Raw genomic sequence first — 24,239 nt, forward strand, 5'->3', positions numbered from 1 at the left:
AGCCACTGCAGCGGCGCGCTGCCGGTCAGCGAACGGAACCGGCGGTCGAAGGTACGGCGGCTCATGTACGCGCGGGCCGCCAGCGTCTCCACGTCGAACTGCTCGTGGAGGTGCTCCAGCGCCCAGGCGACGACCTCGGCCAGCGGGTCGGCGCCGATCTCCTCGGGTAAAGACCTGTCGAGGTAGCGCTCCTGACCACCGCTGCGCCGCGGGGGCACCACGAGCCGGCGGGCCAGGGCCCCGGCCGCCTCGGTGCCGTGGTCGGTACGGACTATGTGGAGGCACAGGTCGATTCCGGCCGCCGTGCCGGCCGAGGTGAGCACGTCGCCGTCGTCGACGAACAGCTCACGCGGATCGACGTGCACCGACGGATAGCGCTTGGCCAGCGTCGGTGCGTACATCCAGTGCGTGGTGGCCGGGCGGCCGTCCAGCAGCCCGGCGGCGGCGAGGACGAAGGCCCCCGTGCACAGCCCGACGATGCGGGCACCCTCCTCATGGGCGCGGCGCAGCGCGTCCAGGGCCTCTGCGGGCGGCGGGGAGGTGATGGACCGCCAGGCGGGCACCACGACGGTGCCGGCCCTGCTGATCGCCTCCAGGCCGTACGGTGTGCTGAGTTCGAGCCCGCCGGTGGTGCGCAGCGGTCCTTCCTCGCCCCCGCAGACCAGCAGGCGGTAGCGGGGCACGCCCGCGTCCTGCCGGTCGATTCCGAAAACTGAGAGCGGAATGGAGCTCTCGAAGATAGGGCCGCCACTGAACAGCAGCACGGCTACGACTTCTCGGCGTCGCCGCCCGGTCAGTTTCCGTGCGGCCTCCGTTGCGGTGGCGGAGTCCTGGCTCATGACGCTAAGCCCCCCTCGGTGTTCGCGTCTTCCTGGTCCCTACGGGCCTGCCGCTCCTGCACGTTTCCCCTCGGTCTCGCACGCGTCCCCAGTTCTCGAATTCCAAGATCGAATCTACTGCGTTCCGTGGTCCCGACGTGACACGTTCCCCCACCGGCACTATGTCGACAAGGCAACTTGGCGCGAAGCGTTCGATCACGAAGCGTTCCACTCGTGAGCGCCACAGGGAAGTGCGCGTAGCGATCATGGCCCGTCCCCATAGGGTCAAAGCGTACCGCGCGGTCTATTCCTGCCTGGTGGCACGTGGGTTGGGCGGCCGTGATGCCAAGAAAAAGGGGTGGTGGTGAAGTTGGCCGAAAACCGATGGTCGCGTGCGCGTATTCCAGTCATGTGACCGGCGTACGCCCTCCGCCCCTCCCTGCCTCCACGCGCCTGCGGGCCCCCTCAAGGCCCTCCGGACTTCGGAGGCGAACGATGCGCAGTCGTGCGACGGCGGGGCGTGACGGACCCGGGCGGGAGGGGGGATGGCGTATTCGGCCGCCTCACATCCGGCCGCGCGGCGGGGCCCCCGCGAAGACCGGCGGGCCCCGCCGGGACCCGCCGGAACGCCCGCCAGCTCGATGTACGACGCAACCGCCATTGCCATACGGGGCGGTCTCCGGCATGCTCCCTCCATTGCCGCATGCGCTGTGCGAGGGCTGGGCAGTGCGGGAGTGGCGCCGTACCCTTGAGGGTAGGGGGTGGGGAAGATGTTTCTCGGACACAGCCGCACCGCGCGTAGGCACACCTCCACAACCGCTCCCTCCTCACGAGGACTCTCTTCGCCGAGACACCGATGGCCGGTCACGAAATCCCTGAACCCGCAGACCGCAAGCAGGTAGCCGACCCCGGGTCGGACCCGCAGCCGGTCGGAGAGTCGCGCCCTTCCTGCGATCCCGCCTTCCGGCATGGCGTCGTGGTCGGATTCGACGGCTCCATGTCCAGCGAACGCGCCCTCGCCTACGCCATCGGCATGGCGAGCCGGCACAGCTCCGGGCTGATCATCGTCCATGTGGCCAACCGGCTGCCGACCACGGTCTGGGCCGGCTGTGAGCCGCCCGTCTTCGTCGATGTGCCCGACCACCGCACCGAGGTCCTGGGCCTGGAGCTGGCGTGCGCGGACTACCTCGCCGAGGTGCCCTGGGTGCTCGTGGAGCGCGGCGGGGACATCTGCCACGAGCTGGAGGAGGTCGGCCGGGAGTACTCGGCCGACGCGATCGTCGTCGGTTCGACGCACGGCATCGTGGGCCGGATCTTCGGATCCGTGGCCGGCCGTCTTGCCCGGCGCGCCCAGCGCCCGGTCATCGTCATCCCCTGAGCGCCCCCGAACGTCTCTGGGCGTCCCTGGGCGTCCCTGGGTGTCCTCCGAGCCTGGGCGGGGCCCCCGAGCACGCCGAAAGGCCCCTGACGCGACGTCAGGGGCCTTTCCGCATGCAGCGGGACGGTGTCCGCTACTCGACGGTGACCGACTTCGCCAGGTTGCGCGGCTTGTCGATGTCACGGCCCATGGCCAGCGCCGTGTGGTAGGCGAGCAGCTGGAGCGGGATGCCCATCAGGATCGGGTCCAGCTCGTTCTCGTTCTTCGGGACGACGATCGTGTGGTCGGCCTTCTCCTGCTCGCGGTGGGCGACGGCGAGGATGCGTCCGCTGCGGGCCTTGATCTCCTCCAGCGCGGCGCGGTTCTTCTCCAGCAGGTCGTCGTCCGGGACGATCGCGACGGTGGGGAGCGCCGGCTCGATGAGCGCCAGCGGGCCGTGCTTGAGCTCCGAGGCGGGGTAGGCCTCGGCGTGGATGTACGAGATCTCCTTCAGCTTCAGGGAGGCCTCCAGCGCGACCGGGTAGCCCCGGACGCGGCCGATGAACATCATCGACTGCGCACCCGCGTACTCCTCGGCCAGCTTCTTGATCTCGTCCTCCGACTCCAGGATCTGACCGATCTGCTCGGGCAGCTTGCGCAGGCCCTCGATGATCCGCTTGCCGTCGGAGACCGACAGGTCGCGGATGCGGCCCAGGTGCAGGGCGAGCAGCGCGAAGGCGACGACGGTGTTGGTGAAGCACTTGGTGGAGACGACGCAGACCTCGGGGCCGGCGTGGACGTACATGCCGCCGTCCGCCTCGCGGGCGATGGCCGAGCCGACGACGTTCACGACGCCCAGGACGCGCGCGCCCTTGCGCTTGAGCTCCTGGACGGCGGCCAGCACGTCGTAGGTCTCACCGGACTGCGAGACGGCGACGTAGAGGGTGTCGGGGTCCACGACCGGGTTGCGGTAGCGGAACTCGGACGCGGGCTCGGCGTCCGCGGGGATGCGGGCCAGTTCCTCGATGAGGCCGGCGCCGATCAGGCCCGCGTGGTACGACGTGCCGCAGCCCAGGATCTTGATCCGGCGGACTCCGCGGGCCTCGCGGGCGTCCAGGTTCAGGCCGCCCAGGTGCACGGTGGAGAAGCGGTCGTCGATGCGGCCGCGCAGCACGCGGTCCACGGCGTCGGCCTGCTCGGAGATCTCCTTGTGCATGTACGTGTCGTGGCCGCCCATGTCGTACGACTCGGCCTCCCACTCCACGGTGGTCGGCGTGGCCGTCGTGGTCGAGCCCTCCGTGGTGTACGTGCGGAAGTCGTCGGCCTTGAGGGTGGCCATCTCGCCGTCGTCCAGGGTGACGATCTGGCGGGTGTGCGCGACCAGGGCGGCCACGTCGGAGGCGACGAACATCTCCTTCTCGCCGATGCCGAGCACCACGGGGGAGCCGTTGCGGGCGACGACGATGCGGTCGTTGAAGTCGGCGTGCAGGACGGCGATGCCGTACGTGCCCTCGACGGACTTCAGTGCCTCGCGGACCTTCTCCTCCAGCGTGAGCGCCTGCGAGCGGGAGATCAGGTGGACCAGCACCTCGGTGTCGGTCTCGGAGAGGAAGACGACGCCGTCGGCGGCCAGCTTCGCGCGGATCTCGGAGGCGTTGTCGATGATGCCGTTGTGGACGACGGCGACCTTGTTCTCCGCGTCCAGGTGCGGGTGGGCGTTCTCGTCGCTCGGGGCGCCGTGGGTGGCCCAGCGGGTGTGGGCGATGCCGGTGGTGCCGGCGAACCGCTTGGGCACGCGGGCCTCCAGCTCGCGGACCCGGCCCTTGGCCTTGACCATCTTCAGGGCGCCGGGCCTGCCCGCCGGGGCCTTGCCCGTGATGACGATGCCCGCGGAGTCGTAGCCCCGGTACTCCAGCCGCTGCAGGCCCTCCAGCAGCAGCGGAGCCACGTCACGCTTCCCGATGTAACCGACGATCCCGCACATGGGTTTCTGCCCCTCCATCGACGTACAAAAGTCCGGTGCCCGGCCGGCCCGTCCGATCAGCCGTAGACGATGCGGCGCAGCTGGCGGAGCGAGAGCTCCTGCGGCGCCACCGCGCGGTGCGGCAGCTCCGCCGCTATCCGCTCGAAGATCTCCGCGTTCACCAGGCCGCCCGCCTGTAGTTCCCGGTGGCGGCGCCGGACGAAGTCCTCGGTCGTCTCGTCGAAGTACGCCAGCACGTCGAGGATCACCCTGGCGGCCTCGCCGCGCTGGAGCGCGGTGGAGCGTACGAGGTGGTCGATGAGGTCGTCATGCGTGGGGCGGCGTTCGAGCACTCGTCGATATTGCGTGGAACGGAGTCGTTACGCAAGAAATCTGCCCGATTCCGGGCAGGATTCTCATCCGGTGGCACTCTTATGTCGGAGATGCCCCTTAGGTTCCTCATTCGGCCCTCGCCTCGGGAAGGCGGGGCCGGAGCGGGGTCCGTCACCGTCGGCCCCGGAGTGCGGCGGGCGTCCTCGGGTTCGGCGGTCACCGGGGCCGGGTCCGGCGTCCACGGGGAAGGTGGCGCGTTCGCGCCTGGCGTCCGGCCGGGCCGGTTTGCTTCCGGCCGCCGCCCCGGGGGTGTGGGCCCGGTGTCCGCCGGCCCCGGACCGCCCGTCGTTGGCGACAAAGCAGGGGTGCCCCTTGGCCGCGCCGGTCCCGATGACCTGGAAACCGGCCATGGCGAGCTGCTCGGAGGCGGTCGGTTCCCCGATCGGCCCGTACGCGGTTCCGGCCAGTGTCCTGCGGACCAGGAGCCGGTCGTCGGCGGCCCGGCGCTCCGGGGCCGGGTGGCCGGCGGCAGCGGCGGCGGGACGCGTGGTCACCGGCCGGCTCCGGCGGCCGCCACCTCGAACCGCTCGCGGGCCCGGGCGCTGAGCACGGCTCGCTTCTCCGGCCCGGTGACCTCGCGGATCACCTCGAAGCCGACAGCCTCACCCGGCGCGCGGGCCGCGGTGCCGGCGACGTCCGGTCCGACGGCGGCTCCGCGCCCCCGAGGGCCGGCGGACAGCGTCTCCACGGCGGCTCCGCGCTCCCCGGGGCCGGCGGACGGTGCCTCCGCGGCGGCGGTGGCCACGGCCCGGACGCTCGTGTCCCCGCCCCGCCCCCGTCCCTCCTGCTGGCACAGGACCGGCGTGTACGTCCCTGCCGGCTCCTCGTGACACACGTAACCGACTGTGCGGTTTGATTGGGACGGAGACAGCTCGGCGCGACGTGGACCGGCCGCGGCCCGGTACGGCGGATGAGCTCACCGGGCGGCAGGGGGAAGCCGGTGAGGGCCCGGGGCGCGCAGGTGCGTCACGCGGTCGCCCGCGCCGCTTCCTCCCTCAGCTGTTCCTCGCTCAGTCCGCGCCGCCAGTAACCGACGAAGGTGACGCGCCCGCGGTCGAACCCCCGCTCCTGGACGAGGTGGCGGCGCAGCCCGCGGACCCCCGAGGACTCACCGGCGATCCAGGCGTACGGGGTGCCCTCGGGGAGCTCGGCCCCGCGCACGGCGTCCACGGCCGAGGGTGCGCCCTCGTCCCGTACGAGCCAGGTGAGGTGCGCGTCGGCCTCGGTCCGGATCTCCAGCCGGTCCTGGAGGTGCGGTACCTCCAGCCAGACCCGGGCCTTCGTCCCGGCCGGCAGCCACTCCAAGGCGGCCGAGGCGGCGGGCAGGGCCGTCTCGTCGGTGCAGATCAGCACCCATCCGGTGTCCTGGGGAGGCTGGAAGCGGACGCCGGTGTTCTCCCGGACGGCGGGGCCCAGCACGAGGAGCCGCTGCCCCGGCGCGGCGGCCTCCGCCCAGCGGCAGGCCGGCCCGCCGTCCTCATGCAGCGCGAAGTCGATGTCGATCTCGGTCGAGCCGTCCGCGGCGTGGCGCTGCGCGCGCACGGTGTACGACCGCATGACCGCCCTGGCGTCCGGGGGCAGGGACCGCCAGGCGGAGAACCACTCACCGTTCCCGTCGACCGGGACCACGGCCTCGGTCCGGCCCGGGGGCGGCAGGAAGATCGAGAGGCTCTGGTCGCGGCCTCCGGCGGCGAAGCCGTCGCACCCCGGGCCGCCGAGAGTGATCCTCCGCATCGACGGGCTCAGCCGGCTGGTCCGCAGGACCGTCAGGCCGAAGAACCGGAAGGGGGTGGTGGCGGGGGCGGCGGCGGTCGTCATGTGAGGGTCCTCCCGGGGACCGGAACGGCGGGGCCCGGCCGGGAGGGCACCCCCGGCCGGGCCGGACGCGTCAGCTGACCTTCTTGGCCTTCTCGATGGCCTCGGCGAGGGCGTCGAGGATCGGCGCGCACTTGTCGTAGGAGTAGATGGGCTCCGTCGTGCGCGGGACGACCTGGCCGGCCTTCACGGCGGGCAGCTGGGCCCAGGTCGGCTTGGAGGCCAGGGCGTCGGGCTGAAGAGCCGAGGAGCGGTTGTCCATCATGATGATGTCCGCGTCGTACTTGTCGACGTTCTCCCAGCTCAGCTCCTCGAAGAAGCCGGCCGCGTTGACCTTCGGCTCGACGAACTGCACGCCGAGTTCCTGGAAGTACAGGGTGTCGGCGGACGTCTTGGCGAGCGAGACGTAGAACAGGTCCTGGCTGGCCGAGCCGATCATGACCTTGATGTTCGGCTGGGACTTGGCGGCGGCGCGCAGCCGGGCCGCTGCCTTCTCGAACGCGGCCTTGGCGTCGGTGACCTTCTTGGCCTTGACATCGGCGCCGAGGGAGGCCGCGAGGTCCTCGTGGCGCTGGATCGCCTTCGGGACCGTGGTCTGTGCGGCCCACAGGGCGACGCTCGGGGCCAGTTCGAGGATCTTGTCCTTGGACTGGTCCGGCACGTACCAGAGGGCGTCCTTCTCCCACATGGCGGTGACGAGGAGCTCCGGCGCGAGACCGGCGTACTTCTCGACGTTGAACTCGCCCCAGACGTTGCCGAGCACCTCGACCTTGCTGATGTCGAGGTCGCCCGCCTGCACATCGGCCTTGCCGTCGGAGGTCTTCGTCGGCCCGAAGACACCCTTCACCTCGACGCCGTAGTCGTGGAGCGCGGCGGCGACACCGACGAACGCGACGATGTTCTTCGGTACGGAACCGGCCTTCGCCGTCTGCCCGCGGTCATCCTTGAAGGACCAGGGGCCGGACTTCTCCGCACCCGGACCCGAGGCGGAGCCCTTCTCGTCGCCGTCGCCGCAGGCTGCGAGGACGGCGCCGAGACCGACGGCACCACCGGCGGCCAGCAGGCCGCGGCGGGAGAGTGAGCTGGTCCGGAGGTTGGACATGAGTGGGTCTGCTTTCGTACGCGCCCCAGGGCGCCCGCTGACGATTCGAAGGAAGGCTAGCCTAACCTCACATACGCGGACGGGGAGGGCAAGGGGAAGCAACCGTTCCGTTACCGGGCGGAAAGGGAGAGCCGTCTTCCCGCGCCCGGGGAGGGTGGCTGCCTCGGAAGTCCGGCTCAGCCGGTGACCGGCTGGAGACGCGGCATGCCGATGTCCGGGCACACCTCGCAGACCGCGCCGAAGTCGTCGTCCACGTGCAGCAGGCCGTCCGCATCCACGAGGGTCCTGGCCATGGCGGGCCTCCTGGAACCGGTCGGTATACGTCCGGGGCCGAGTATGCCGACCGGTGTGCGCGTCCGTCAGGCGTTCATGCCCAGCTCCCGGGCGATCAGCATCCGCTGGACCTCGCTCGTGCCCTCGCCGATCTCCAGGATCTTGGAGTCACGCCACATCCGGGCCACCGGGTACTCGTTCATGAAGCCGTAGCCGCCGTGGATCTGCGTCGCCTCACGGGCGTTGTCCACCGCCACCGTGGAGGAGTACAGCTTCGCGATCGCCGCCTCCTTCTTGAACGGCTCGCCCGCCACCAGCCGCGAGGCCGCGTCCCGCCAGCCGGTCCGGGCCATGTGCGCCCGCATCTCCATGTCCGCGATCTTGAACTGGATGGCCTGGTTGGAGCCGATCGGCCTCCCGAAGGCGTGCCGCTCCTTCGCGTACTTCAGTGACTCGTCCACACAGCCCTGCGCCAGCCCCGTCGCCAGCGCCGAGATGGCGATCCGGCCCTCGTCCAGGATGCGCAGGAACTGCGCGTATCCACGGCCCTCCTCGCCCAGCAGGTTCGCCGCCGGCACGCGGACGTCGGAGAAGGACAGCTCACGGGTGTCCGAGGCGTTCCACCCGACCTTGGAGTACGGGGCGGCCACCGTGAAGCCGGGAGTGCCGGACGGAACGATGATCGCGGAGATGCGCGGGGCGCCGTCGTCCTTGCGGCCGGTGACCGCCGTCACCGTCACCAGCTCCGTGATGTCCGTACCGGAGTTGGTGATGAAGCACTTGGAGCCGTTGATCACCCACTCGCCGGTGGCCTCGTCCAGCACGGCGGTCGTCCGTGTGCCGCCCGCGTCCGAACCGCCGTCCGGCTCCGTCAGCCCGAACGCGCCGAGCGCCTCGCCCGAGCAGAGCCTCGGCAGCCACCGCTGCTTCTGCTCCTCGGTCCCGAAGAGGTGGAGGGGCATGGCGCCGAGCGAGACACCGGCCTCCAGCGTGATCGCCACGGACGAGTCGACCCGGGCCAGCTCCTCCAGGGCGATCCCGAGGGCGAGGTAGTCACCGCCCATGCCGCCGTACTCCTCCGGGAAGGGCAGGCCGAACAGGCCCATCCGTCCCATCTCCCGCACGATCTCGTACGGGAACTCATGGCGTTCGTAGAAGTCGCCGATCTTCGGGGCGATCACATCGTGTGCGAACTCCTCGACGGTGCGGCGCAGTTCCTCGTGCTCGGCGGTCAGCCGGTGGTCAAGGGACATGGGTGCTTCACTCCTCGTGGGACAGCGCGCGGACGGTACGGGACGGGCTCGGGCGGCCCAGCTGTTCGGCCATCCACACGCTTGTGGCGGTGAGTGCGCCGAGATCGACCCCGGTGTCGACACCGAGGCCGTCGAGCATCCACACGAGATCCTCGGTGGCGAGATTTCCGGTCGCGCTCTTCGCGTAGGGGCAGCCGCCGAGGCCGCCCGCCGAGGCGTCCACCGTCGTCACCCCGTGCTGGAGCGCGGCCAGGGTGTTGGAGAGCGCCTGGCCGTACGTGTCGTGGAAGTGCACCCCGACCGCCCCGGTGGGGATCCCCGCCTCGTTCAGTGCGGCGAGCAGAGCCGTCACATGGCCCGGGGTGGCCACCCCGATCGTGTCGCCGAGCGAGAGCTCGTCACAGCCGAGGCCCATCAGCGCCTTCGCGACCCGGACGACCTGTGCGACGGGCACGGCGCCTTCCCAGGGGTCGCCGAAGCACATCGACAGATAGCCGCGCACATGCACCCCGGCATCCTTGGCGCGGGCCACGACCGGCGCGAACATGGCGAGCGACTCGTCCACCGTGCGGTTGAGGTTGCGGGCGGCGAACGTCTCGGTGACCGAGCCGAACACGGCGATCCGGCGGGCGCCGAGCGCGAGTGCCCGGTCCAGACCGCGCTCGTTCGGCACGAGTACGGGCAGTGCCACCTCCCCGGCGGCCCCGTTGTCCCCGAGATCCCCGAGCATCGGGAACAGCTGCTCCGCGTCCGCCAGTTGGGGTACCCACTCGGGGTGGACGAAGCTGGTCGCCTCGATGGTGGAGAGCCCGGCCCGTGCGAGCCGGCGGACGAACTCCGCCTTCACCTCGGTGGGGACGACGGACTTCTCGTTCTGCAGTCCGTCGCGGGCTCCGACCTCATGGATGCGGACCCGGGCGGGGAGCCCCGGCGCGGGGAGGGTCATGGGCAGTCCGGTGCCGGTCACGCTTCCTCCCTCGGGGCCACCACGGCCAGGACCTGGTCCATGGCGACCGTGGTGCCGGCGGTGACGTCCAGCTCGGTGACGGTCCCGGCGTGCGGGGCGGAGATGACGTGTTCCATCTTCATCGCCTCGACGACCAGCAGGCTCTGCCCGGCCACCACCTCGTCGCCGGCCGCCACCTTCACCACGGTGACGGTTCCGGGCATGGGCGCGGCGAGCGTGTCCGCGCCCGACCGGGCCGCGCCGCTGAGGGACGCCTCCACCGGGTCGTGGTCCTGGACGTGCCAGGCGTCCCCGTCCCGGCCGAGCCAGACCCCGTCCGGGGACGAGGCCCGGCTGAACGTGTGGGTCAGGCCGTCGAGTTCGACGACGACGCGCCTTCCGGACGCCTCGACGAGCCGGGACCTCTCCGCGCCGGGCAGCGACGGAACCGGACCGCAGGCGTTCGCCGGCTCCTCCCGGTCCCCGGCGTGGCCGAACGTCAGCGCGGCTGTGTCCCCCGCACCCGTACGCAGGCCCACGCGCACCGGGGCGTGGCCCGGGATCCGGAAGTGGTGGAAGGTCTCCGCGGGGGTGCCGCCCAGCCGCCAGCCGTTCGGCACCGAGAACGGGTCGACCCAGCCGTCCGTGGGCGCGGGGGAGGGCTGCCGCAGCAGCGCCGCCGCCGCGTAGACCTCCTCCGGCACCCCGTCCGGCACCAGGCCGTCCGCCTCCCGCTCCACCAGGCCGGTGTCCAGTTCGCCCGCGGCCACCGCCGGGTGGGCCAGCAGCCGCCGCAGGAAACCGGCGTTGGTCGGCACCCCCAGCACCACCGTGTCCGCCAGCGCCGCACGCAGGCGGCGCAGCGCCGTGGGCCGGTCGGGGCCGTAGGCGATGACCTTCGAGAGCATCGGGTCGTACGTGCTGCCGACCGGCACCCCCTCGCTGAGTCCCGAGTCCGTCCGCACCCCGCCGCCCTGCGGCTCGTGCAGCGCGAGCACCGTGCCGCCGGACGGCAGGAAGCCCCGGGCCGGGTCCTCCGCGCAGACCCGGGCCTCGACGGCGTGCCCCGTCAGCGTGATGTCGTCCTGGCCGTACGGGAGCCGGCTGCCGGAGGCGACCCGCAGCTGCCACTCCACCAGGTCGAGCCCGGTGATGAGCTCGGTGACCGGGTGCTCGACCTGGAGGCGGGTGTTCATCTCCATGAAGTAGTACGAGGACGGGTCGTTGCCCGGGACGATGAACTCGACCGTGCCCGCGCCGACGTATCCGCAGGAACGGGCGGCCTGCACGGCCGCCTCACCCATGGCCGCCCTGGTCCGGTCGTCGAGCAGGACCGAGGGCGCCTCCTCGATGATCTTCTGGTGGCGGCGCTGGAGCGAGCACTCGCGCTCGCCGAGATGCACCACGCTGCCGTGGCCGTCGGCCAGGACCTGGATCTCGATGTGGCGCGGCCGGTCGATCCACCGCTCCACGAGGAGCGTGTCGTCACCGAACGAGGCACGCGCCTCGCGCCGGGCCGCCGCGATCTCGTCGGCCAGCAGTGCCTCCTCGCGCACCAGCCGCATGCCCTTGCCGCCACCGCCGGCGGAGGGCTTCAGCAGCACGGGCATCCCGATCTCCCGGGCCGCCGCCTCCAGCCGGGCGTCGGTGAGCCCGCTCCCGGAGGAACCGGGCACCACCGGGACCCCGGCCGCGGCCACGGTCTCCTTGGCGCGGATCTTGTCGCCCATCAGGGAGATCGCCGAAGCGGGCGGGCCGATGAAGACCAGCCCCGCCTCCGCGCACGCCTGCGCGAAACCCGCGTTCTCGGCGAGGAAGCCGTAACCGGGGTGGACGGCCTCGGCGCCCGTGCGGCGGGCGGCGTCCAGCAGCCGCTCCACCGACAGATAGCTCTCCCCGGCCGGGGCGGGCCCGATCCGTACCGCCGTATCGGCCTCCCGTACGTGCCGGGCGTCCGCGTCGGCGTCGCTGAAGACGGCGACCGACCGCACGCCGAGCTCGCGCAGCGTCCGGATGACCCGGACCGCGATCTCGCCACGGTTGGCGACCAGAACAGTGCTGAACATGGAAGTCCTCACCTCACATCCGGAAGACGCCGAAACCGGGGCCGCCGGGATCCTTCTCGGCCAGCGGGGCGTTGGCACACGCGGTCAGGGCGAGCCCCAGCACCTGCCGGGTCTCCTTCGGGTCGATCACACCGTCGTCCCACAGCCGGGCGGTGGCGTAGTACGCGTTGCCCTGCTGCTCGTACTGCGCGCGGACCGGGTCCTTGAAGGCCTCTTCCTCCTCGGCGGGCCACTCCTCACCGCGCCCCTCGATCTGGTCGCGCTTGACGGTGGCCAGCACCGAGGCGGCCTGCTCGCCGCCCATGACCGAGATCTTGGCGTTCGGCCACATCCACAGGAAGCGCGGCCCGTAGGCCCGGCCGCACATGGAGTAGTTCCCGGCGCCGTAGGACCCGCCGACCACGACCGTCAGCTTCGGCACCCGCGTGCACGCCACGGCCGTCACCATCTTGGCGCCGTGCTTGGCGATGCCCCCGGCCTCGTAGTCCCGGCCGACCATGAAACCGGAGATGTTCTGCAGGAAGACCAGCGGGATGCCGCGCTGGTCGCACAGCTCGATGAAGTGGGCGCCCTTCTGGGCGGACTCCGCGAACAGGATGCCGTTGTTCGCGACGATGCCGACGGGGTGGCCGTGGATCCGGGCGAAGCCGGTGATCAGCGTCTGGCCGTACTCCGCCTTGAACTCCTGGAAGCGGGAGCCGTCCACCACCCGGGCGATGACCTCACGCACGTCGTAGGGCGTACGCGGGTCGACGGGCACCGCCCCGTACAGCCCGGCGGGGTCCGCCTTCGGCTCCTCGGCGGGCTCCACGGACCAGGGGAGCGGGGCGCGGCGGGGGAGGGTCGCGACGATGTTCCGCACGATCCGCAGCGCGTGCGCGTCGTCCTCGGCGAGGTGGTCGGTGACCCCGGACGTACGGGAGTGCACCTCGCCGCCGCCGAGCTCCTCCGCCGTCACGACCTCACCGGTGGCCGCCTTCACGAGCGGGGGCCCGCCGAGGAAGATCGTGCCCTGGTTCCGGACGATGACGGCCTCGTCGCTCATGGCCGGGACGTACGCCCCGCCGGCCGTGCACGAACCGAGCACCGCCGCGATCTGCGGGATGCCGGCGCCGGACATCCGGGCCTGGTTGTAGAAGATCCGCCCGAAGTGGTCCCGGTCGGGGAACACCTCGTCCTGTATCGGGAGGAACGCGCCGCCGGAGTCCACCAGGTACAGGCAGGGCAGCCGGTTCTCCAGGGCCACCTCCTGGGCGCGGAGGTGCTTCTTCACCGTCATCGGGTAGTACGTGCCGCCCTTGACGGTCGCGTCATTGGCGACGACCACGCACTCCCGGCCGCTGACCCGCCCGATCCCGGCGATCACCCCGGCGGCCGGCGCCGCGCCCCCGTACAGCCCCTCCGCCGCGAGAGGTGCCAGCTCCAGGAAGGGCGAGCCCGGATCGAGCAGCGTGTCCACCCGCTCCCGGGGCAGCAGCTTGCCGCGCGCCACATGCCGGGCGCGGGCCTTCTCACCCCCGCCGAGCCGTGCCGTGGCGAGCCGCGTGCGCAGCTCCTCGGCGAGCGCGTGATGCGCCGCCTCGTTGGCCTGCCAGGCCTCCGAGGCGGGATCGGCCGCGCTCACCAGGACCGGTGCCTGCTGCATCCTGTCGAGCCCCCTTGCCCGTACCGCTGAGCCGGATGAGAGTTAATGAGCGTTAACGCGTACGCCGCTCAGGTTAACGAGCGCTAACCCGCCTGTCTAGAATGAATCCTCATGAGCACCCATGCCACCGCCCGTGTCGCGGCCCCCACCCGCCGCGAGCAGATCCTCAGGGAGGCGGCCCGCCTCTTCGCCGAGCGCGGCTTCCACGGTGTGGGGGTCGACGAGATAGGGGCGGCGGTCGGCATCAGCGGGCCCGGCCTCTACCGCCACTTCCCCGGCAAGGACGCGATGCTCGCCGAACTGCTCGTCGGCATCAGCGAGCGCCTGCTGGCCGGCGGCAGGCTGCGCGTCACCGAGGACGGCGCCTCCCGGGACGGCTCCCCGGACGCCCTCCTGGACGCCCTCATCGAGGGCCACATCGACTTCGCCCTGGACGACCGTCCGCTGATCACTCTCCACGACCGCGAGCTGGACCGCCTGCGCGACGCCGACCGCAAGCGGGTGCGCCAGCTCCAGCGGCAGTACGTGGAGGTCTGGGTCGAGGCCGTCCGCGCCCTCTACCCGGCCCTCGCGGAGAACGAGGCCCGGGTCACCGTGCACGCCGTGTTCGGCCTGCTGAACTCCACCCCCCACCTGTCCCGCCCCGGAGCCCTCCCCGACCGCACGGCCACGGCCGCCCTGCTGCACCGGCTGGCGCGGGGGGCCTTCGAGGCCGCGGCGTCCTGACCGGGCGGTCCGTCAGACGTCCTTTCCGTCCTCCCCGTCCCTGATCTCTTCGAGCGATTCCTCCATGGCCGCCCGCGCCCGGGTGAACCAGTCGGTCAGTACGGCGATCTCGTCCGGTCCGTAGTCGGCGAACAGGCCGCCCAGGCGCGCGTAGAACGGGCCGTACACCGCCAGGATGCGCGCCTGCGCCGATCCGTCCATCACCACGTGCACCCGGCGCCGGTCTCCCGGGACGGCCTGGCGCCGGGCGTAACCGGCCTTCTCCAGGCGATTGAGCACCCCGGTCACCGCGCCGGTGGTCAGCCGCGCCCGCTCGGCGAGGTCGCCCGCGGTGAGCGCCGTGCCGGTCGGGGCGGCCTCCATCACGAAACCGAGGCACGTCAGGTCGGTGATGTTCAGGCCGAGCCGCCCGGCGATGTCGTGCTGCCCGAACTGCGCGAGCGCGATCATCCGGTCCATCGCCTGCAGCGCCTGGTCGGCCGTCGCCTCCGGGCGCTTCTTGCCGTCCACGCAAAATCCCCTTAGCATCTAAGTTACTTAGCTCGTAAGTTATTTGTGCCGGGTCGAGTTCCGGTCGCTGAACTATCACACTCCGAGGAGCCGACGTGAGCGCACATGGTGACCACGACCTGGGCCACACCGTGGCCGGCTGGACCGGTACGGCCATCGGTGTCCTGGGCGGCACGGTACTGGGGGCGGCCGTCGTCACCACGTCCGCCGCACTGCTGGGGCTCGGTGCCGCCCTTGTCGTCCTGGCGGCCCTGACCTGCTGGGTCCTGCATCTGGCGGGCTGGGGCAAGCCCACCGGGCCGCGTCCGAAGGGCGACCAGGACTGGCGCTCCCGCGACACCGGCGCCCGCCATGGCCATCCCGGCTGCCTGGGCTGCCGGATGGCGGGCCGCGGCCGGCTCCGGCCCGCCGCGGCCGCGGGACCCGGACCGGCCCCCGCCCCGTCGGCCCCCGCCCCGTCGGCCTCCGCCCCGCGGGCCTTCGTTCCGTCGGCTCCTGCCCTGTCGGTTCCTGCCCTGTCGGCTTCCGCCCCGCCGGTGAGCGCCCCGCCGGTGGGTGACGGGCCGGTGGGTGCCTCGCCGGTGAGCGACGGCCCCCTGCGTGGTGACCCGGTGCGGGCGGGAGCCCTGTAGGTCTGCGGGCGCGTCAGGCCGGCGGATGGATTTCGCCGTACGAGACACCCGGTACACAGCGCGTCGCCGACGGCACAATGGGTGCATGCCGATATCCAGCCGCGCTGCCCTCGTCGAGCACCTCCTCCGCACCCGCATCGCGGGCGATGTCGCCACTCCCCGCGACAACAACCTCTCCCACTACCGCCAGCTCGCCAACGGCAACCGCCATTTCTGGCTGGGGCTGGAGCTCGGCGACCGCTGGGCCGACGAGCAGGACGTGCTGGCCGTGATGGCCGAGAGATGCGGGGTCAACGACGACCCCGGACACCGGCAGGGGCAGGACACCATCGACCCGGAGCTGACCGTCGACGCCCTCGACCGGATGGCGGCCCGGCTCCGGAAGGCGGCGGCGGGCCGGGAGCGGGTGCTGCTCGCGACCGGGCACCCGGGCGGGCTGCTCGACGTGCACCGGCGGACCGCGGACGCCCTGCGGGCCGCCGGCTGCGAGATCGTACGGATCCCCGGCGGCCTGATGGCCGACGAGGGCATGGTCTTCCAGTTCGCCGACGTCGCCGTGCTGGAGCGCGGCGCGACCCTGTGGCACACGCACTCGCCGGTCCCGATGGCCGCCATCCTGGACGGCCTGGAGCGCGAGGGCCGGCCGCAGCCCGACCTGGTCGTGGCCGACCACGGCTGGGCCGGGTGCGCGGGGCAGCGCGGGATCGACTCGATCGGCTACGCGGACTGCAACGACCCCGCCCTCTTCCTGGGCGAGGCGGAGGGCACCCTCCAGGTCACCGTGCCGCTGGACGACCATGTCGCCGACCCGCGCTACTACGACCCCATGACCGACTACCTGCTGGACGCGGCCGGACTGCTTCCCTCCGCCGACCGGGTGTGACGCGCCGCCGGCCCCCTCGGGCGGGCGGCCGGTCCGGCCGGCTCCGTCACCCGGGCGTGGTGGAGCCGGCCGCCCGGGACCGGTCCTCCCGCGGCCGCAGGCGGACGGGCAGCGACCGGTGGCCGTTGCTGATCAGTGAGGGAACCAGCCCCATGTCCCCTTCCTCAGGGGCGAGTTCGGCGTCCGGGAAGCGGGCGAAGAAGGCGCTCAGCGCGGCCTCCCCCTCCATCCTGGCCAGGGCCGCACCGAGGCAGAAGTGGATGCCGTGGCCGAAGGCGAGATGCTCCTTGGTGATGCGGGTGACGTCGAAGGCATGGGGGTCCTCGTGCCAGCCCGGATGGCGGTTGGCCGCCGCGTAGGAGGCGAGGATGGCCTCCCCCTCGGCGATGGTCCGCCCGTCGGGCAGCGGGATGTCGGTCACGGCGAACCGCAGGGGGAGGTGCTTGACCGGAGGGGAGTGACGCAGGGTCTCCTCCACGACGTCCAGCCACGACGCGCGGCCCTCCCGGATGTGGGCGAGCTGGACCGGATCGCTGAGCAGGGCCGTGATGGCCTGGTCGAGCAGGTTGCCGGTGGTCTCGTAACCGGCGTTGATCATCAGGAGCAGCGTGTCGCGCAGCTCCTCCTCGGTCAGCCCGGCCCCGCCGGCACCTTCCCCGCCACCACCCTGTCCCCCGTCGGCGCCTTCCCCGCCGAGGGCGATCAGCACGGACGCCATGTCCTCACCCGGCGCGGCACGTTTGGCGGCGATGAGGGCGTCGAGCATGCCGTACAGCTGCGCGGTGTTGGCGGCCGCCTCCTCGGGGGACAGGGTGGTGGCGAACACATCGTTGACCAGGACGCGGAACTCCTTGGCCCGGTCGTCGGGGACACCCAGCAGCCTGCCGATGACCGTGATGGGCAGCGGGTAGGCGAACAGTTCGCGGACATCGGCGACTTCACCGGGAGGCGTGGCCTCCAGCGCATCCAGGAGGTCCTCCACGACGCCGTCGACGGCCGGTTTCAGCGCCGCGATGCGCCGGGCGCTGAACGCCGGGGCGACGATCCGACGCAGCCGGCGGTGATCACCCCCGTAAGCGGTGAACATGTTCGTGGCGGCGACCCACAGGGCCAGCGGCCAGGTCTGGAGGGCCTCCTCGAAGCCCGGCCAGTGCCGGCGCGCGTCCTTGGACACGTCAGGGCTGGTGAGCAGTTCCTTCAGCAGGGCCGGGTCGGACACGGACCAGGCCTCCACTCCGAGGATGTCGATACGCGTCGCGGGGCCCCGGGCGCGTAACAGCTCGTGTTCGGCGTCCGCGTCGCGGGCGGCGGGATCAAGGACGAAGGGGGCGGGATGCTGGGGCACGGCCGGTTCTCCTAGGCAGGGGAAGCGAGCGGCACGGTTCTACCCGTCGGCAGGAAGCGCGGACCCCGTCTCTTGCAGCACTGGCCCATGCCGGGCGCGCGTACGAGCGCCCGCGCTCCCTTTCAGCCGCCGGAGCGCGCCGTCGGCCGCTGTGTGCGCCCGGGGGTCGGATCGAGGTACACGCGCCGGATCGACGGGTAGCGCTCCCGCAGCTGCTGCTCCGCCTCCTCGCACGCCCACTCGATCTGTGCGGCCGTCGACGTGTCCCGGAAGTCGATCTTCGCGGCGACCAGCATCTCCGAGGGCCCCTGGATCAGAGTGGTCAGCTCCACCACCTCGACGACGTGCGGCACGGACAGCAGCTCCTCGCGCACCCCGGCCCGCATCCCGGCCGGGAGCGGCCGGCCGATCAGCAGCTGGGCGTTGGACCGGCAGAGCACCCACGCCACGTACACCAGCAGTACGCCGATGAGGACCGAGGCGACGCCGTCCCAGACCCCGGAACCGGAGAGCTGCCCGCCGAGCAGGCCCCCGGCCGCCAGCAGCAGCCCGGCCAGGGCCGCCGAGTCCTCCATCACCACGGCCTTGACCGCCGTGTCCGGGGTCCGGCGGAGATAGCGCGGCGCGGGCATCCGCAGCCGTGCGGCCTCCCCGCGCACCTGCCGGACACCCGTGCGCAGCGAGAAGCCCTCCAGCAGGAAGGCGACCGCGAGCACGAGGTACGAGACGAGCGGATCGCCGAGCTCCTCGCCCCGCAGCAGGGTGTGGATGCCGTCGTACAGGGAGAACACCGCGCCGCCGACGAACGTCGCGACGGCGGCGAGCATCGCCCAGATGTACCGCTCGGGGCCGTAGCCCAGCGGGTGGTCCTCGTCGGCGGGCTTCTCGCTGCGTTTGAGCGCGGTGAGGAGCATGACCTCGGTGACGGTGTCGGCGACCGAGTGCGCGGCCTCCGAGAGCATCGCGCTCGAACCGCTGATCAGCCCCGCCACCAGCTTCGCCGCCGCGATGCCGAGATTGGCCGCCGCAGCGATGACGACGGTGGACGTGGACTCGCTGCCACCGCTCTGCTCGTCGCTCCCGGCGTCCCGGCCGGCGTCACTCCCGGCACCGCTTCCCGGGTCACCCGTGGCGTCATCCATGGAGGGCAGTATGTCCGAATACGTGACCTCAGCGCCTCGGGACGCGGACCAGGCCCTCCTGGATGACCGTGATGGCCAGCTTCCCGTCGGCCGTCCAGATCCTGGCCTGGCCGAGACCGCGCCCACCGGACGCGGAGGGCGACTCCTGGTCGTACAGCAGCCACTCGTCCGCCCGGAAGGGGCGGTGGAACCACATCGCGTGGTCCAGGCTGGCGCCCACGACGTCCCCGACCGACCAGCCGCCGCGCCCGTGGGCGAGCAGCACGGAGTCGAGGAGCGTCATGTCGGAGACGTACGTCGCCATGCAGACGTGCAGCAGCGGGTCGTCCGCCAGCTTGCCGTGCGTCCGGAACCAGACCTGGGAGCGAGGCTCGCGCGGCTCACCGGCGGTGGCGAACGGCGGGGCGTCCACATAGCGCAGGTCGACCGCGGCCCGGGCCTCCAGCAGCCGGTCCACCACGCGCGGGTCGGTGAAGCGGTCCGCGTACCGGGGCAGCATCCGCGCCGCGGTCGGCAGGGTCTCCGGGTCCGGGGCGAAAGGCATGACCGCCTGGTGGTCCATGCCTTCCTCGTGCACCTGGAACGACGCCGAGAGGTGGAAGACCGGCTTGCCGTGCTGGACGGCGACGACCCGGCGGGTGGTGAAGGACCGCCCGTCGCGGATCCGGTCCACGCTGTAGACGATCGGCGCGCCCGGATCACCGGGACGCAGGAAGTACGCGTGCAGCGAGTGGGCACCCCGGTCGCCGGGGACCGTACGTCCGGCGGCGACCAGGGCCTGGGCCGCCACCTGGCCGCCGAAGACACGGGGCACGACCGCCGGACGGCTCGTGCCCCGGAAGATGTCCTGCTCGATCCGCTCCAGGTCGAGCAGATCGAGCAGGGAGTCGAGTGCTGCGCTCATGGAGGAGGAACGCCGCCGCTCTCAGAGCCCCATGGACTTGGCGATGATCGACTTCATGACCTCGCTGGTGCCGCCGTAGATGCGGTTGACGCGGTTGTCCGTGTAGAGGCGGGCGATCGGGTACTCGTTCATGAAGCCGTAGCCGCCGTGCAGCTGGAGGCAGCGGTCGATCACGCGGTGCGCGACCTCGGTGCAGAACAGCTTCGCCGAGGCGGCCTCCGCGGGCGTGAGCTCACCGGCGTCCAGGGCCTCGATCGCGCGGTCGCAGACGGCTTCGGCCGCGTCGACCTCGGCCTTGCAGGCGGCCAGTTCGAACTTGGTGTTCTGGAAGGACGCGACGGTCTTGCCGAAGACGGTGCGGTCCTGCGTGTACTGCTGGGCGAACCGCACGGCGGCGGCTGCCTGCGCGTACGCGCCGACGGCGATGCCCAGGCGCTCCTGGGGGAGGTTCTGGCCGAGGTAGGAGAAGCCCTTGTTCTCCTCGCCCAGCAGGTCCTCGACGGGCACCTTGACGTCCACGAAGGCCAGCTCGGCGGTGTCGGAGACCTTCAGGCCCAGCTTGTCGAGCTTGCGGCCGACCGAGTAGCCCTCGGACTTGGTGTCGACCACCAGGAGCGAGATGCCGTGCCGGCGGTCGTCGGGCTTCGGGGCGTCCGTGCGGGCGCAGACGATGACCTTGTCGGCGTGCACACCACCGGTGATGAAGGTCTTGGCGCCGTTGAGGACGTAGTGGGTGCCGTCCTCGGAGAGCTTGGCGGTCGTCTTCATGCCGGCCAGGTCCGAACCGGTGCCCGGCTCGGTCATGGCTATCGCGTACATGGACTTGCCGGAGACGAAGTCCGGCAGCCAGCGCTTCTTCTGCTCCTCGGTGGCGTACGCCTTGAGGTACGGCAGGCAGAGCAGGACGTGCACACCGGAGCCGCCGAAGGAGATGCCCGCGCGAGCGGTCTCCTCGTAGAGGACGGCTTCGAACTTGAAGGACTCCTCGCCCGCGCCGCCGTACTCCTCGGGCACCTCGATGCCGAAGATGCCCAGCTCGGCGAGCTTGTAGTAGAAGTCGCGAGGCGCCTGGCCCGCCGCGAACCACTCGTCGTAGACGGGGACGACCTCGGCCTCGATGAAGGCGCGGATGGTCTCCCGGAACGCCTCGTGGTCCTCGTTGTAAACCGTACGGCGCACGGGGTGCCTCCTGGTGTCAGCTTCGGCTTCGGTCGCAGTGGCTAAGCGCTTGCTCAGTCCTGGTCAAAAGTTACCCGGCGGTCACGGTGACTGTCCAGGGTGATGCTGAGCACGCCCGGGCCCCGCAGGGATCCAGGCGGAGCGACCTGGCGCGTCCAGGGGCGCCCGTGGTCGCGGAGCGTGGTCGCGGCGAGCACTGCGTATGCCTCGATGGCGGTCGGCGGCAGGCAGGCGCACAGTGAAATGAGGAGCGGACGAGGGCGCGAGCGGCCTCGTCGCATCAACTCTCTGTTCTCTGTGAGGTAGTCATGGCTGATGTCGGGACCCCGGGCGGGAGCACACTCGCGGACGGGGGCGCGGGACAGACCGCACGCGGTACGACGACCATCGCTGACGGCGTCGTGGCCACCATCGCCGGAATCGCCATCCGCGAGACCGACGGCGTGCATGCGGTGGGCCGGGGGGCGTCCAAAGCCATAGGCGCCGTCACCAACCGGAGGTCCGGGTCCTCCGGGGCCGGACGGTCCGTCAAGGTGGAGGTGGGCGAGAAGCAGACCGCGATCGATGTGGACGTCGAGGTGGACTACGGCATCCCGATCCACGAGCTCGCGGACCGGATCAGGGCGAATGTGACGGACGCGGTGGAGACGATGACCGGCCTGGAGGTCGTCGAGATCAACATCCACGTCTTCGACGTCCACGTCCCCGACGAGGACGAGGACGACGGCGACGAGGCCCGCTCGGGCGGCCGGGCGGCCGCGCGCGTGCAGTGAGCACCTCGCCCGCCCGGCCTGGACACGTGTGGAGGGCCGCCGCCGTCGGCGCCCCGGCCGCCTACTGGGGCTTGAACGAACGGATCTGGTAGTTGCCCTGGAGGTTGCCGCCCTGCCCGGCGAGGGTGGAGCCGACGCGCGAGTTGAAGTTGGTCTGTGTGTAGTACTGGACGCGGTGCTCGGTCTTGTTCCACACCGAGAGGACGTTCTTCCCGTTGCGGATGAACGAGCAGTTGTCCGCGGTGTTCCTCATCTCGCGGGCCGACCACTGGCAGCGGGTCCCCTCGCCGTTCCAGCCGTCGAAGGCGCAGAAGTAGCCGTGGGTGCACCGGGCGAACGCGGCGGCCGGAGCGGCCGGAGCGGTGGCCCCGGCGGTGGCGGACCTGCCGGCGTCGGTGGCCGGGGCGGGGCTCGCGCCCAGCCCGAAGGCCAGGAGGACTGCGGCGGCGGCGAGTGCGGTGAAGCGGTTCACGAAGGGAGCCTTTCGCTGTTCGGTGGCCGGGCGTCGCCCGTGGTCAACGGCAGCGTGGCACCCCGGTGACCTGCACGGACAGGGCCGAAAGGGGGGCGCGCGAGGTCTCCTTGACACGGTGGGGTGCGCCCGTGCGCACCGGCGTGAAAGTGACGCCCGCAGCCGGGTCCTCGTTCCTGCGGAGGACCGGCGGCCGAGCGCCGTCGTGAACGGCGGCGACGGCACGAGGAGGACGGCGGTGTGACTTCTCGTGCCGTCGCGCTCGCCCGAGGGGCCGGCGTCGTCGCCGTCGGACGGGACCACCGACGCGCCACGGCCCGCCGGTGGTGACCGGCGGGCCATGGTGGGACGTACGGGTTCAGGCGTGCGACTCCTCGGTCACGATGCCCAGCGGTCGCAGTTGTTGTCGCCCGGGGTCACCCAGCGGTGGGAGCTGATGGCGTCGTTCGCACTGCCGTTGTCGTCGATGTTGTTGTGGAATTCGTCGTTGTTGAGGTTGGAGGCGTAGGCCTCGTTCCTCGACAAGCAGATGTGCCCACCTGCCCAGTCCTGCCCGGTTCCGTTGAAGAACTGGATTTCGGAGCTGTTCCCCTTGTTCAGGATCGATGACGCCCTGTTGGTGTCACTGCCCTGGAACGGACCGGAACTGTTGCCCCAGTCCGAGTCCCAGCTCGCGGAGTTACCGATGTGATTCACGCAGTAGGCGTGCTCATAGGCATACATGTATCCGGACAGTGCTCCCGTGTAGTTGTCGCTGCAGGTCTCGGCCGCCTGCGCGGTCGTGGCGGGCACGATCGCTCCGAGGCCCGCAAGAGCGAGAGCTGCCAGAGCGGCGGGAATCTTGCGCATGATGGGGTGGCTCCTTCTGTCGTGGTGCGTGATGGGGCGTCCCGCAGCCGGGAGGCTGCGGAAGAATGGAATTCCTGGAGTGCCCGGACGGCCCGGTGACCTCAGGACTCCGAGGCGATGACGTCCTCGGCCCGGCTCAGCGCGGCGAGCCTCATCCGCTGATAGGTCGCGACGGCGTCGCTGTAGCGCCGGAGTTCGGTCCGGCGGTATTCACGTTCGAGGGAGCGTGCCGTCGTGGCCAGCGACGTCTCCACGGCGCAGGTGGCTTCGGCGACCGCCAGGTCCACCTCGGTCGCGTGCGCCTGCGCGGGGCTCAGCCCCTGCGTGAGCGCGTGCAGCTTCTCGCGGATCTCGTCCGGCCCGGCGTAGGCGTGGCCGGCCTCACGCATGCACCGCGACCACGCCTCGACCGCCTTGACCAGGCGCTTGTCCTTGACGAGGTCAGGTACGTAGAGAGGTGTCAGACTCGTGGCGGTCTTCCTGGCGCGGAACCAGGTCGCGGCATCACCGTAGAGCTGCTCCCGGGTATCGGCCCAGCAGCCACTGCGGGGAGTCTCCACGGTTCCGCCTGCGGGCAGTTCGACCGAGAGCATGCCGTGCGACGGGTCGCCGTCGAGGGTTCTGGAGTAGCGGATGCGTTCCGCTTCCGGGAGGGAATTCGCGTACGCGTTGTTCGGATCGCTCAGCCGGGCCTGCTCGGCCTTCTTGTCGAGCCGGCCGCCGTATCCGTGGGTGCGGGCCCAGTCGATGTCGCTCAGCACAAAGCCTCCGCCTCGGCGTTCCGCGGCGTTCGCCATCGGTGCCACCGAATACGGGAAGCCTTCCTTCTCCATGCACTTCGCGACCAGGATGTGCTCGGCGTGCTCGATCAGGATCGACTCGGCCTCGGTCAGCTCGCGGCCCTGGGACGTGGAGCTGAGGGCCGCCGTGCCGTCCTGCTGCCGGGGCGGGCCGGACCGGTCGCTCGGGCCGGTGGTGCAGCCGGCCAGGGTGAGCGCGGTCATCACCGCGGCTGTGCATGCCGAAACGAAAGCTCGCCTCATAGCGCAAGAACTCCCCCGAGTTGTGGCGCGGTCCCCCGCGCCGTTCGCTCCTTGAGCTTCTCCGACGCGAGGCCGGTCGGCCAGGGTGTTCCGCTGTGCCGCAAAAGCCCAGGAAGCAGTGGGGAACCGAATGCTCCGTATCGGCACCGG

23 protein-coding genes and 1 pseudogene are annotated in these 24,239 nt (G+C 71.5%); 5 read left to right on the top strand and 19 right to left on the bottom strand.

The features are described 5' to 3' along the window. Positions 1 to 839 (bottom strand): DJ-1/PfpI family protein (locus tag VN520_RS06300; RefSeq protein WP_325745845.1); only part of this gene is annotated, 839 nt, incomplete at its 3' end. A gap of 835 nt (positions 840 to 1,674) precedes the next feature. On the opposite strand from VN520_RS06300, the gene VN520_RS06305 reads away from it, so the two are divergent. Continuing rightward, positions 1,675 to 2,196 carry a universal stress protein gene (locus VN520_RS06305; RefSeq protein WP_325745846.1) on the top strand — a complete coding sequence of 174 codons (522 nt, stop codon included), beginning with the start codon at positions 1,675 to 1,677 and terminating at the stop codon, positions 2,194 to 2,196. Positions 2,197 to 2,329: 133 nt separating this feature from the next. On the opposite strand, the gene glmS is transcribed toward VN520_RS06305, so the two are convergent. The 10 genes from glmS to VN520_RS06355 all read right to left on the bottom strand — a co-directional run bounded on the left by glmS (position 2,330) and on the right by VN520_RS06355 (position 13,631). Then, positions 2,330 to 4,159, bottom strand: coding sequence for a glutamine--fructose-6-phosphate transaminase (isomerizing) (gene glmS, locus VN520_RS06310; protein WP_325745865.1), 1,830 nt, complete (start codon positions 4,157 to 4,159; stop codon positions 2,330 to 2,332). Positions 4,160 to 4,215: 56 nt separating this feature from the next. After that, positions 4,216 to 4,491, bottom strand: coding sequence for a hypothetical protein (locus VN520_RS06315; protein ID WP_325745847.1), 276 nt, complete (start codon positions 4,489 to 4,491; stop codon positions 4,216 to 4,218). A gap of 63 nt (positions 4,492 to 4,554) precedes the next feature. Next, the gene (locus tag VN520_RS06320; RefSeq protein ID WP_325745848.1) at positions 4,555 to 5,025 is read right to left on the bottom strand and encodes a hypothetical protein; all 471 of its coding nucleotides are present in this window, start codon (positions 5,023 to 5,025) and stop codon (positions 4,555 to 4,557) included. Next, on the bottom strand, positions 5,022 to 5,366 hold the full coding sequence (locus VN520_RS06325) for a hypothetical protein (RefSeq protein WP_325745849.1): 345 nt from the start codon (positions 5,364 to 5,366) through the stop codon (positions 5,022 to 5,024). The genes VN520_RS06320 and VN520_RS06325 overlap by 4 nt, the downstream gene beginning before the upstream one ends. Before the next feature lie 131 nt (positions 5,367 to 5,497). Next, positions 5,498 to 6,349 carry a siderophore-interacting protein gene (locus tag VN520_RS06330; RefSeq protein ID WP_325745850.1) on the bottom strand — a complete coding sequence of 284 codons (852 nt, stop codon included), beginning with the start codon at positions 6,347 to 6,349 and terminating at the stop codon, positions 5,498 to 5,500. A gap of 70 nt (positions 6,350 to 6,419) precedes the next feature. Next, the gene (locus VN520_RS06335; RefSeq protein ID WP_325745851.1) at positions 6,420 to 7,448 is read right to left on the bottom strand and encodes an ABC transporter substrate-binding protein; all 1,029 of its coding nucleotides are present in this window, start codon (positions 7,446 to 7,448) and stop codon (positions 6,420 to 6,422) included. Positions 7,449 to 7,807: 359 nt separating this feature from the next. Further along, a complete protein-coding gene (locus VN520_RS06340) occupies positions 7,808 to 8,974 on the bottom strand; it encodes an acyl-CoA dehydrogenase family protein (RefSeq protein ID WP_325745852.1) in 1,167 nt (388 codons plus the stop codon). A 7-nt stretch (positions 8,975 to 8,981) separates the two neighbouring features. Further along, positions 8,982 to 9,920, bottom strand: a complete 939-nt coding sequence (locus tag VN520_RS06345; RefSeq protein ID WP_325745866.1) for a hydroxymethylglutaryl-CoA lyase — start codon at positions 9,918 to 9,920, stop codon at positions 8,982 to 8,984. Between the two features lie 17 nt (positions 9,921 to 9,937). Beyond that, a complete protein-coding gene (locus VN520_RS06350) occupies positions 9,938 to 11,986 on the bottom strand; it encodes a biotin carboxylase N-terminal domain-containing protein (protein WP_325745853.1) in 2,049 nt (682 codons plus the stop codon). A 13-nt stretch (positions 11,987 to 11,999) separates the two neighbouring features. Beyond that, a complete protein-coding gene (locus VN520_RS06355; protein WP_325745854.1) occupies positions 12,000 to 13,631 on the bottom strand; it encodes a carboxyl transferase domain-containing protein in 1,632 nt (543 codons plus the stop codon). Positions 13,632 to 13,742: 111 nt separating this feature from the next. Between VN520_RS06355 and VN520_RS06360 the strand changes: the two genes are divergently transcribed. Then, complete coding sequence (locus VN520_RS06360) at positions 13,743 to 14,357, top strand: TetR/AcrR family transcriptional regulator (protein WP_325745855.1); 615 nt, start codon at positions 13,743 to 13,745, stop codon at positions 14,355 to 14,357. A 12-nt stretch (positions 14,358 to 14,369) separates the two neighbouring features. On the opposite strand, the gene VN520_RS06365 is transcribed toward VN520_RS06360, so the two are convergent. Then, on the bottom strand, positions 14,370 to 14,867 hold the full coding sequence (locus VN520_RS06365; protein ID WP_325745856.1) for a MarR family winged helix-turn-helix transcriptional regulator: 498 nt from the start codon (positions 14,865 to 14,867) through the stop codon (positions 14,370 to 14,372). A 95-nt stretch (positions 14,868 to 14,962) separates the two neighbouring features. Between VN520_RS06365 and VN520_RS06370 the strand changes: the two are divergent. Together VN520_RS06370 and VN520_RS06375 are read left to right on the top strand one after the other, a co-directional pair. After that, positions 14,963 to 15,331 (top strand): annotated as a pseudogene (locus tag VN520_RS06370) (HGxxPAAW family protein); the annotation flags it as partial. 253 nt (positions 15,332 to 15,584) lie between these two features. Next, positions 15,585 to 16,382: a phosphatase gene (locus VN520_RS06375; RefSeq protein WP_325745857.1), complete on the top strand. Its 798-nt coding sequence runs from the start codon at positions 15,585 to 15,587 to the stop codon at positions 16,380 to 16,382. Positions 16,383 to 16,428: 46 nt separating this feature from the next. Here the strand turns inward: VN520_RS06375 and VN520_RS06380 are convergent, their stop codons facing one another. The 4 genes from VN520_RS06380 to VN520_RS06395 form a co-directional block, all read right to left on the bottom strand. Continuing rightward, complete coding sequence (locus VN520_RS06380) at positions 16,429 to 17,727, bottom strand: cytochrome P450 (RefSeq protein WP_325745858.1); 1,299 nt, start codon at positions 17,725 to 17,727, stop codon at positions 16,429 to 16,431. 122 nt (positions 17,728 to 17,849) lie between these two features. Further along, on the bottom strand, positions 17,850 to 18,869 hold the full coding sequence (locus tag VN520_RS06385; protein WP_325745859.1) for a cation diffusion facilitator family transporter: 1,020 nt from the start codon (positions 18,867 to 18,869) through the stop codon (positions 17,850 to 17,852). 28 nt (positions 18,870 to 18,897) lie between these two features. After that, complete coding sequence (locus tag VN520_RS06390; protein WP_325745860.1) at positions 18,898 to 19,773, bottom strand: acyl-CoA thioesterase II; 876 nt, start codon at positions 19,771 to 19,773, stop codon at positions 18,898 to 18,900. Between the two features lie 21 nt (positions 19,774 to 19,794). Beyond that, on the bottom strand, positions 19,795 to 20,952 hold the full coding sequence (locus tag VN520_RS06395) for an acyl-CoA dehydrogenase family protein (protein ID WP_033299168.1): 1,158 nt from the start codon (positions 20,950 to 20,952) through the stop codon (positions 19,795 to 19,797). 308 nt (positions 20,953 to 21,260) lie between these two features. Here VN520_RS06395 and VN520_RS06400 point away from each other — a divergent pair, with 308 nt between their 5' ends. Beyond that, positions 21,261 to 21,725, top strand: coding sequence for an Asp23/Gls24 family envelope stress response protein (locus VN520_RS06400; RefSeq protein ID WP_325745861.1), 465 nt, complete (start codon positions 21,261 to 21,263; stop codon positions 21,723 to 21,725). Positions 21,726 to 21,786: 61 nt separating this feature from the next. On the opposite strand, the gene VN520_RS06405 is transcribed toward VN520_RS06400, so the two are convergent. The 3 genes from VN520_RS06405 to VN520_RS06415 all read right to left on the bottom strand — a co-directional run bounded on the left by VN520_RS06405 (position 21,787) and on the right by VN520_RS06415 (position 24,050). After that, positions 21,787 to 22,197, bottom strand: a complete 411-nt coding sequence (locus VN520_RS06405; protein ID WP_325745862.1) for a peptidase inhibitor family I36 protein — start codon at positions 22,195 to 22,197, stop codon at positions 21,787 to 21,789. Between the two features lie 378 nt (positions 22,198 to 22,575). Continuing rightward, entirely contained in the window at positions 22,576 to 23,046 is a 471-nt protein-coding gene (locus tag VN520_RS06410) for a hypothetical protein (RefSeq protein ID WP_325745863.1), read from the bottom strand. A 101-nt stretch (positions 23,047 to 23,147) separates the two neighbouring features. Next, positions 23,148 to 24,050 carry a hypothetical protein gene (locus VN520_RS06415; RefSeq protein WP_325745864.1) on the bottom strand — a complete coding sequence of 301 codons (903 nt, stop codon included), beginning with the start codon at positions 24,048 to 24,050 and terminating at the stop codon, positions 23,148 to 23,150. Positions 24,051 to 24,239: the final 189 nt, after the last annotated feature.

Origin of the sequence: Streptomyces sp., assembly GCF_035563135.1 — a bacterium.
Lineage (GTDB): Bacteria > Actinomycetota > Actinomycetes > Streptomycetales > Streptomycetaceae > Streptomyces.

Coding starts and splice junctions, on each gene's coding strand:
- VN520_RS06305 (WP_325745846.1), top strand. CDS start 1,675: ATGGCCGGTCACGAAATCCCTGAACCCGCAGACCGCAAGCAGGTAGCC.
- glmS (WP_325745865.1), bottom strand. CDS start 4,159: ATGTGCGGGATCGTCGGTTACATCGGGAAGCGTGACGTGGCTCCGCTG.
- VN520_RS06330 (WP_325745850.1), bottom strand. CDS start 6,349: ATGACGACCGCCGCCGCCCCCGCCACCACCCCCTTCCGGTTCTTCGGC.
- VN520_RS06335 (WP_325745851.1), bottom strand. CDS start 7,448: ATGTCCAACCTCCGGACCAGCTCACTCTCCCGCCGCGGCCTGCTGGCC.
- VN520_RS06340 (WP_325745852.1), bottom strand. CDS start 8,974: ATGTCCCTTGACCACCGGCTGACCGCCGAGCACGAGGAACTGCGCCGC.
- VN520_RS06345 (WP_325745866.1), bottom strand. CDS start 9,920: ATGACCCTCCCCGCGCCGGGGCTCCCCGCCCGGGTCCGCATCCATGAG.
- VN520_RS06350 (WP_325745853.1), bottom strand. CDS start 11,986: ATGTTCAGCACTGTTCTGGTCGCCAACCGTGGCGAGATCGCGGTCCGG.
- VN520_RS06355 (WP_325745854.1), bottom strand. CDS start 13,631: ATGCAGCAGGCACCGGTCCTGGTGAGCGCGGCCGATCCCGCCTCGGAG.
- VN520_RS06360 (WP_325745855.1), top strand. CDS start 13,743: ATGAGCACCCATGCCACCGCCCGTGTCGCGGCCCCCACCCGCCGCGAG.
- VN520_RS06375 (WP_325745857.1), top strand. CDS start 15,585: ATGCCGATATCCAGCCGCGCTGCCCTCGTCGAGCACCTCCTCCGCACC.
- VN520_RS06385 (WP_325745859.1), bottom strand. CDS start 18,869: ATGGATGACGCCACGGGTGACCCGGGAAGCGGTGCCGGGAGTGACGCC.
- VN520_RS06390 (WP_325745860.1), bottom strand. CDS start 19,773: ATGAGCGCAGCACTCGACTCCCTGCTCGATCTGCTCGACCTGGAGCGG.
- VN520_RS06400 (WP_325745861.1), top strand. CDS start 21,261: ATGGCTGATGTCGGGACCCCGGGCGGGAGCACACTCGCGGACGGGGGC.
- VN520_RS06410 (WP_325745863.1), bottom strand. CDS start 23,046: ATGCGCAAGATTCCCGCCGCTCTGGCAGCTCTCGCTCTTGCGGGCCTC.
- VN520_RS06415 (WP_325745864.1), bottom strand. CDS start 24,050: ATGACCGCGCTCACCCTGGCCGGCTGCACCACCGGCCCGAGCGACCGG.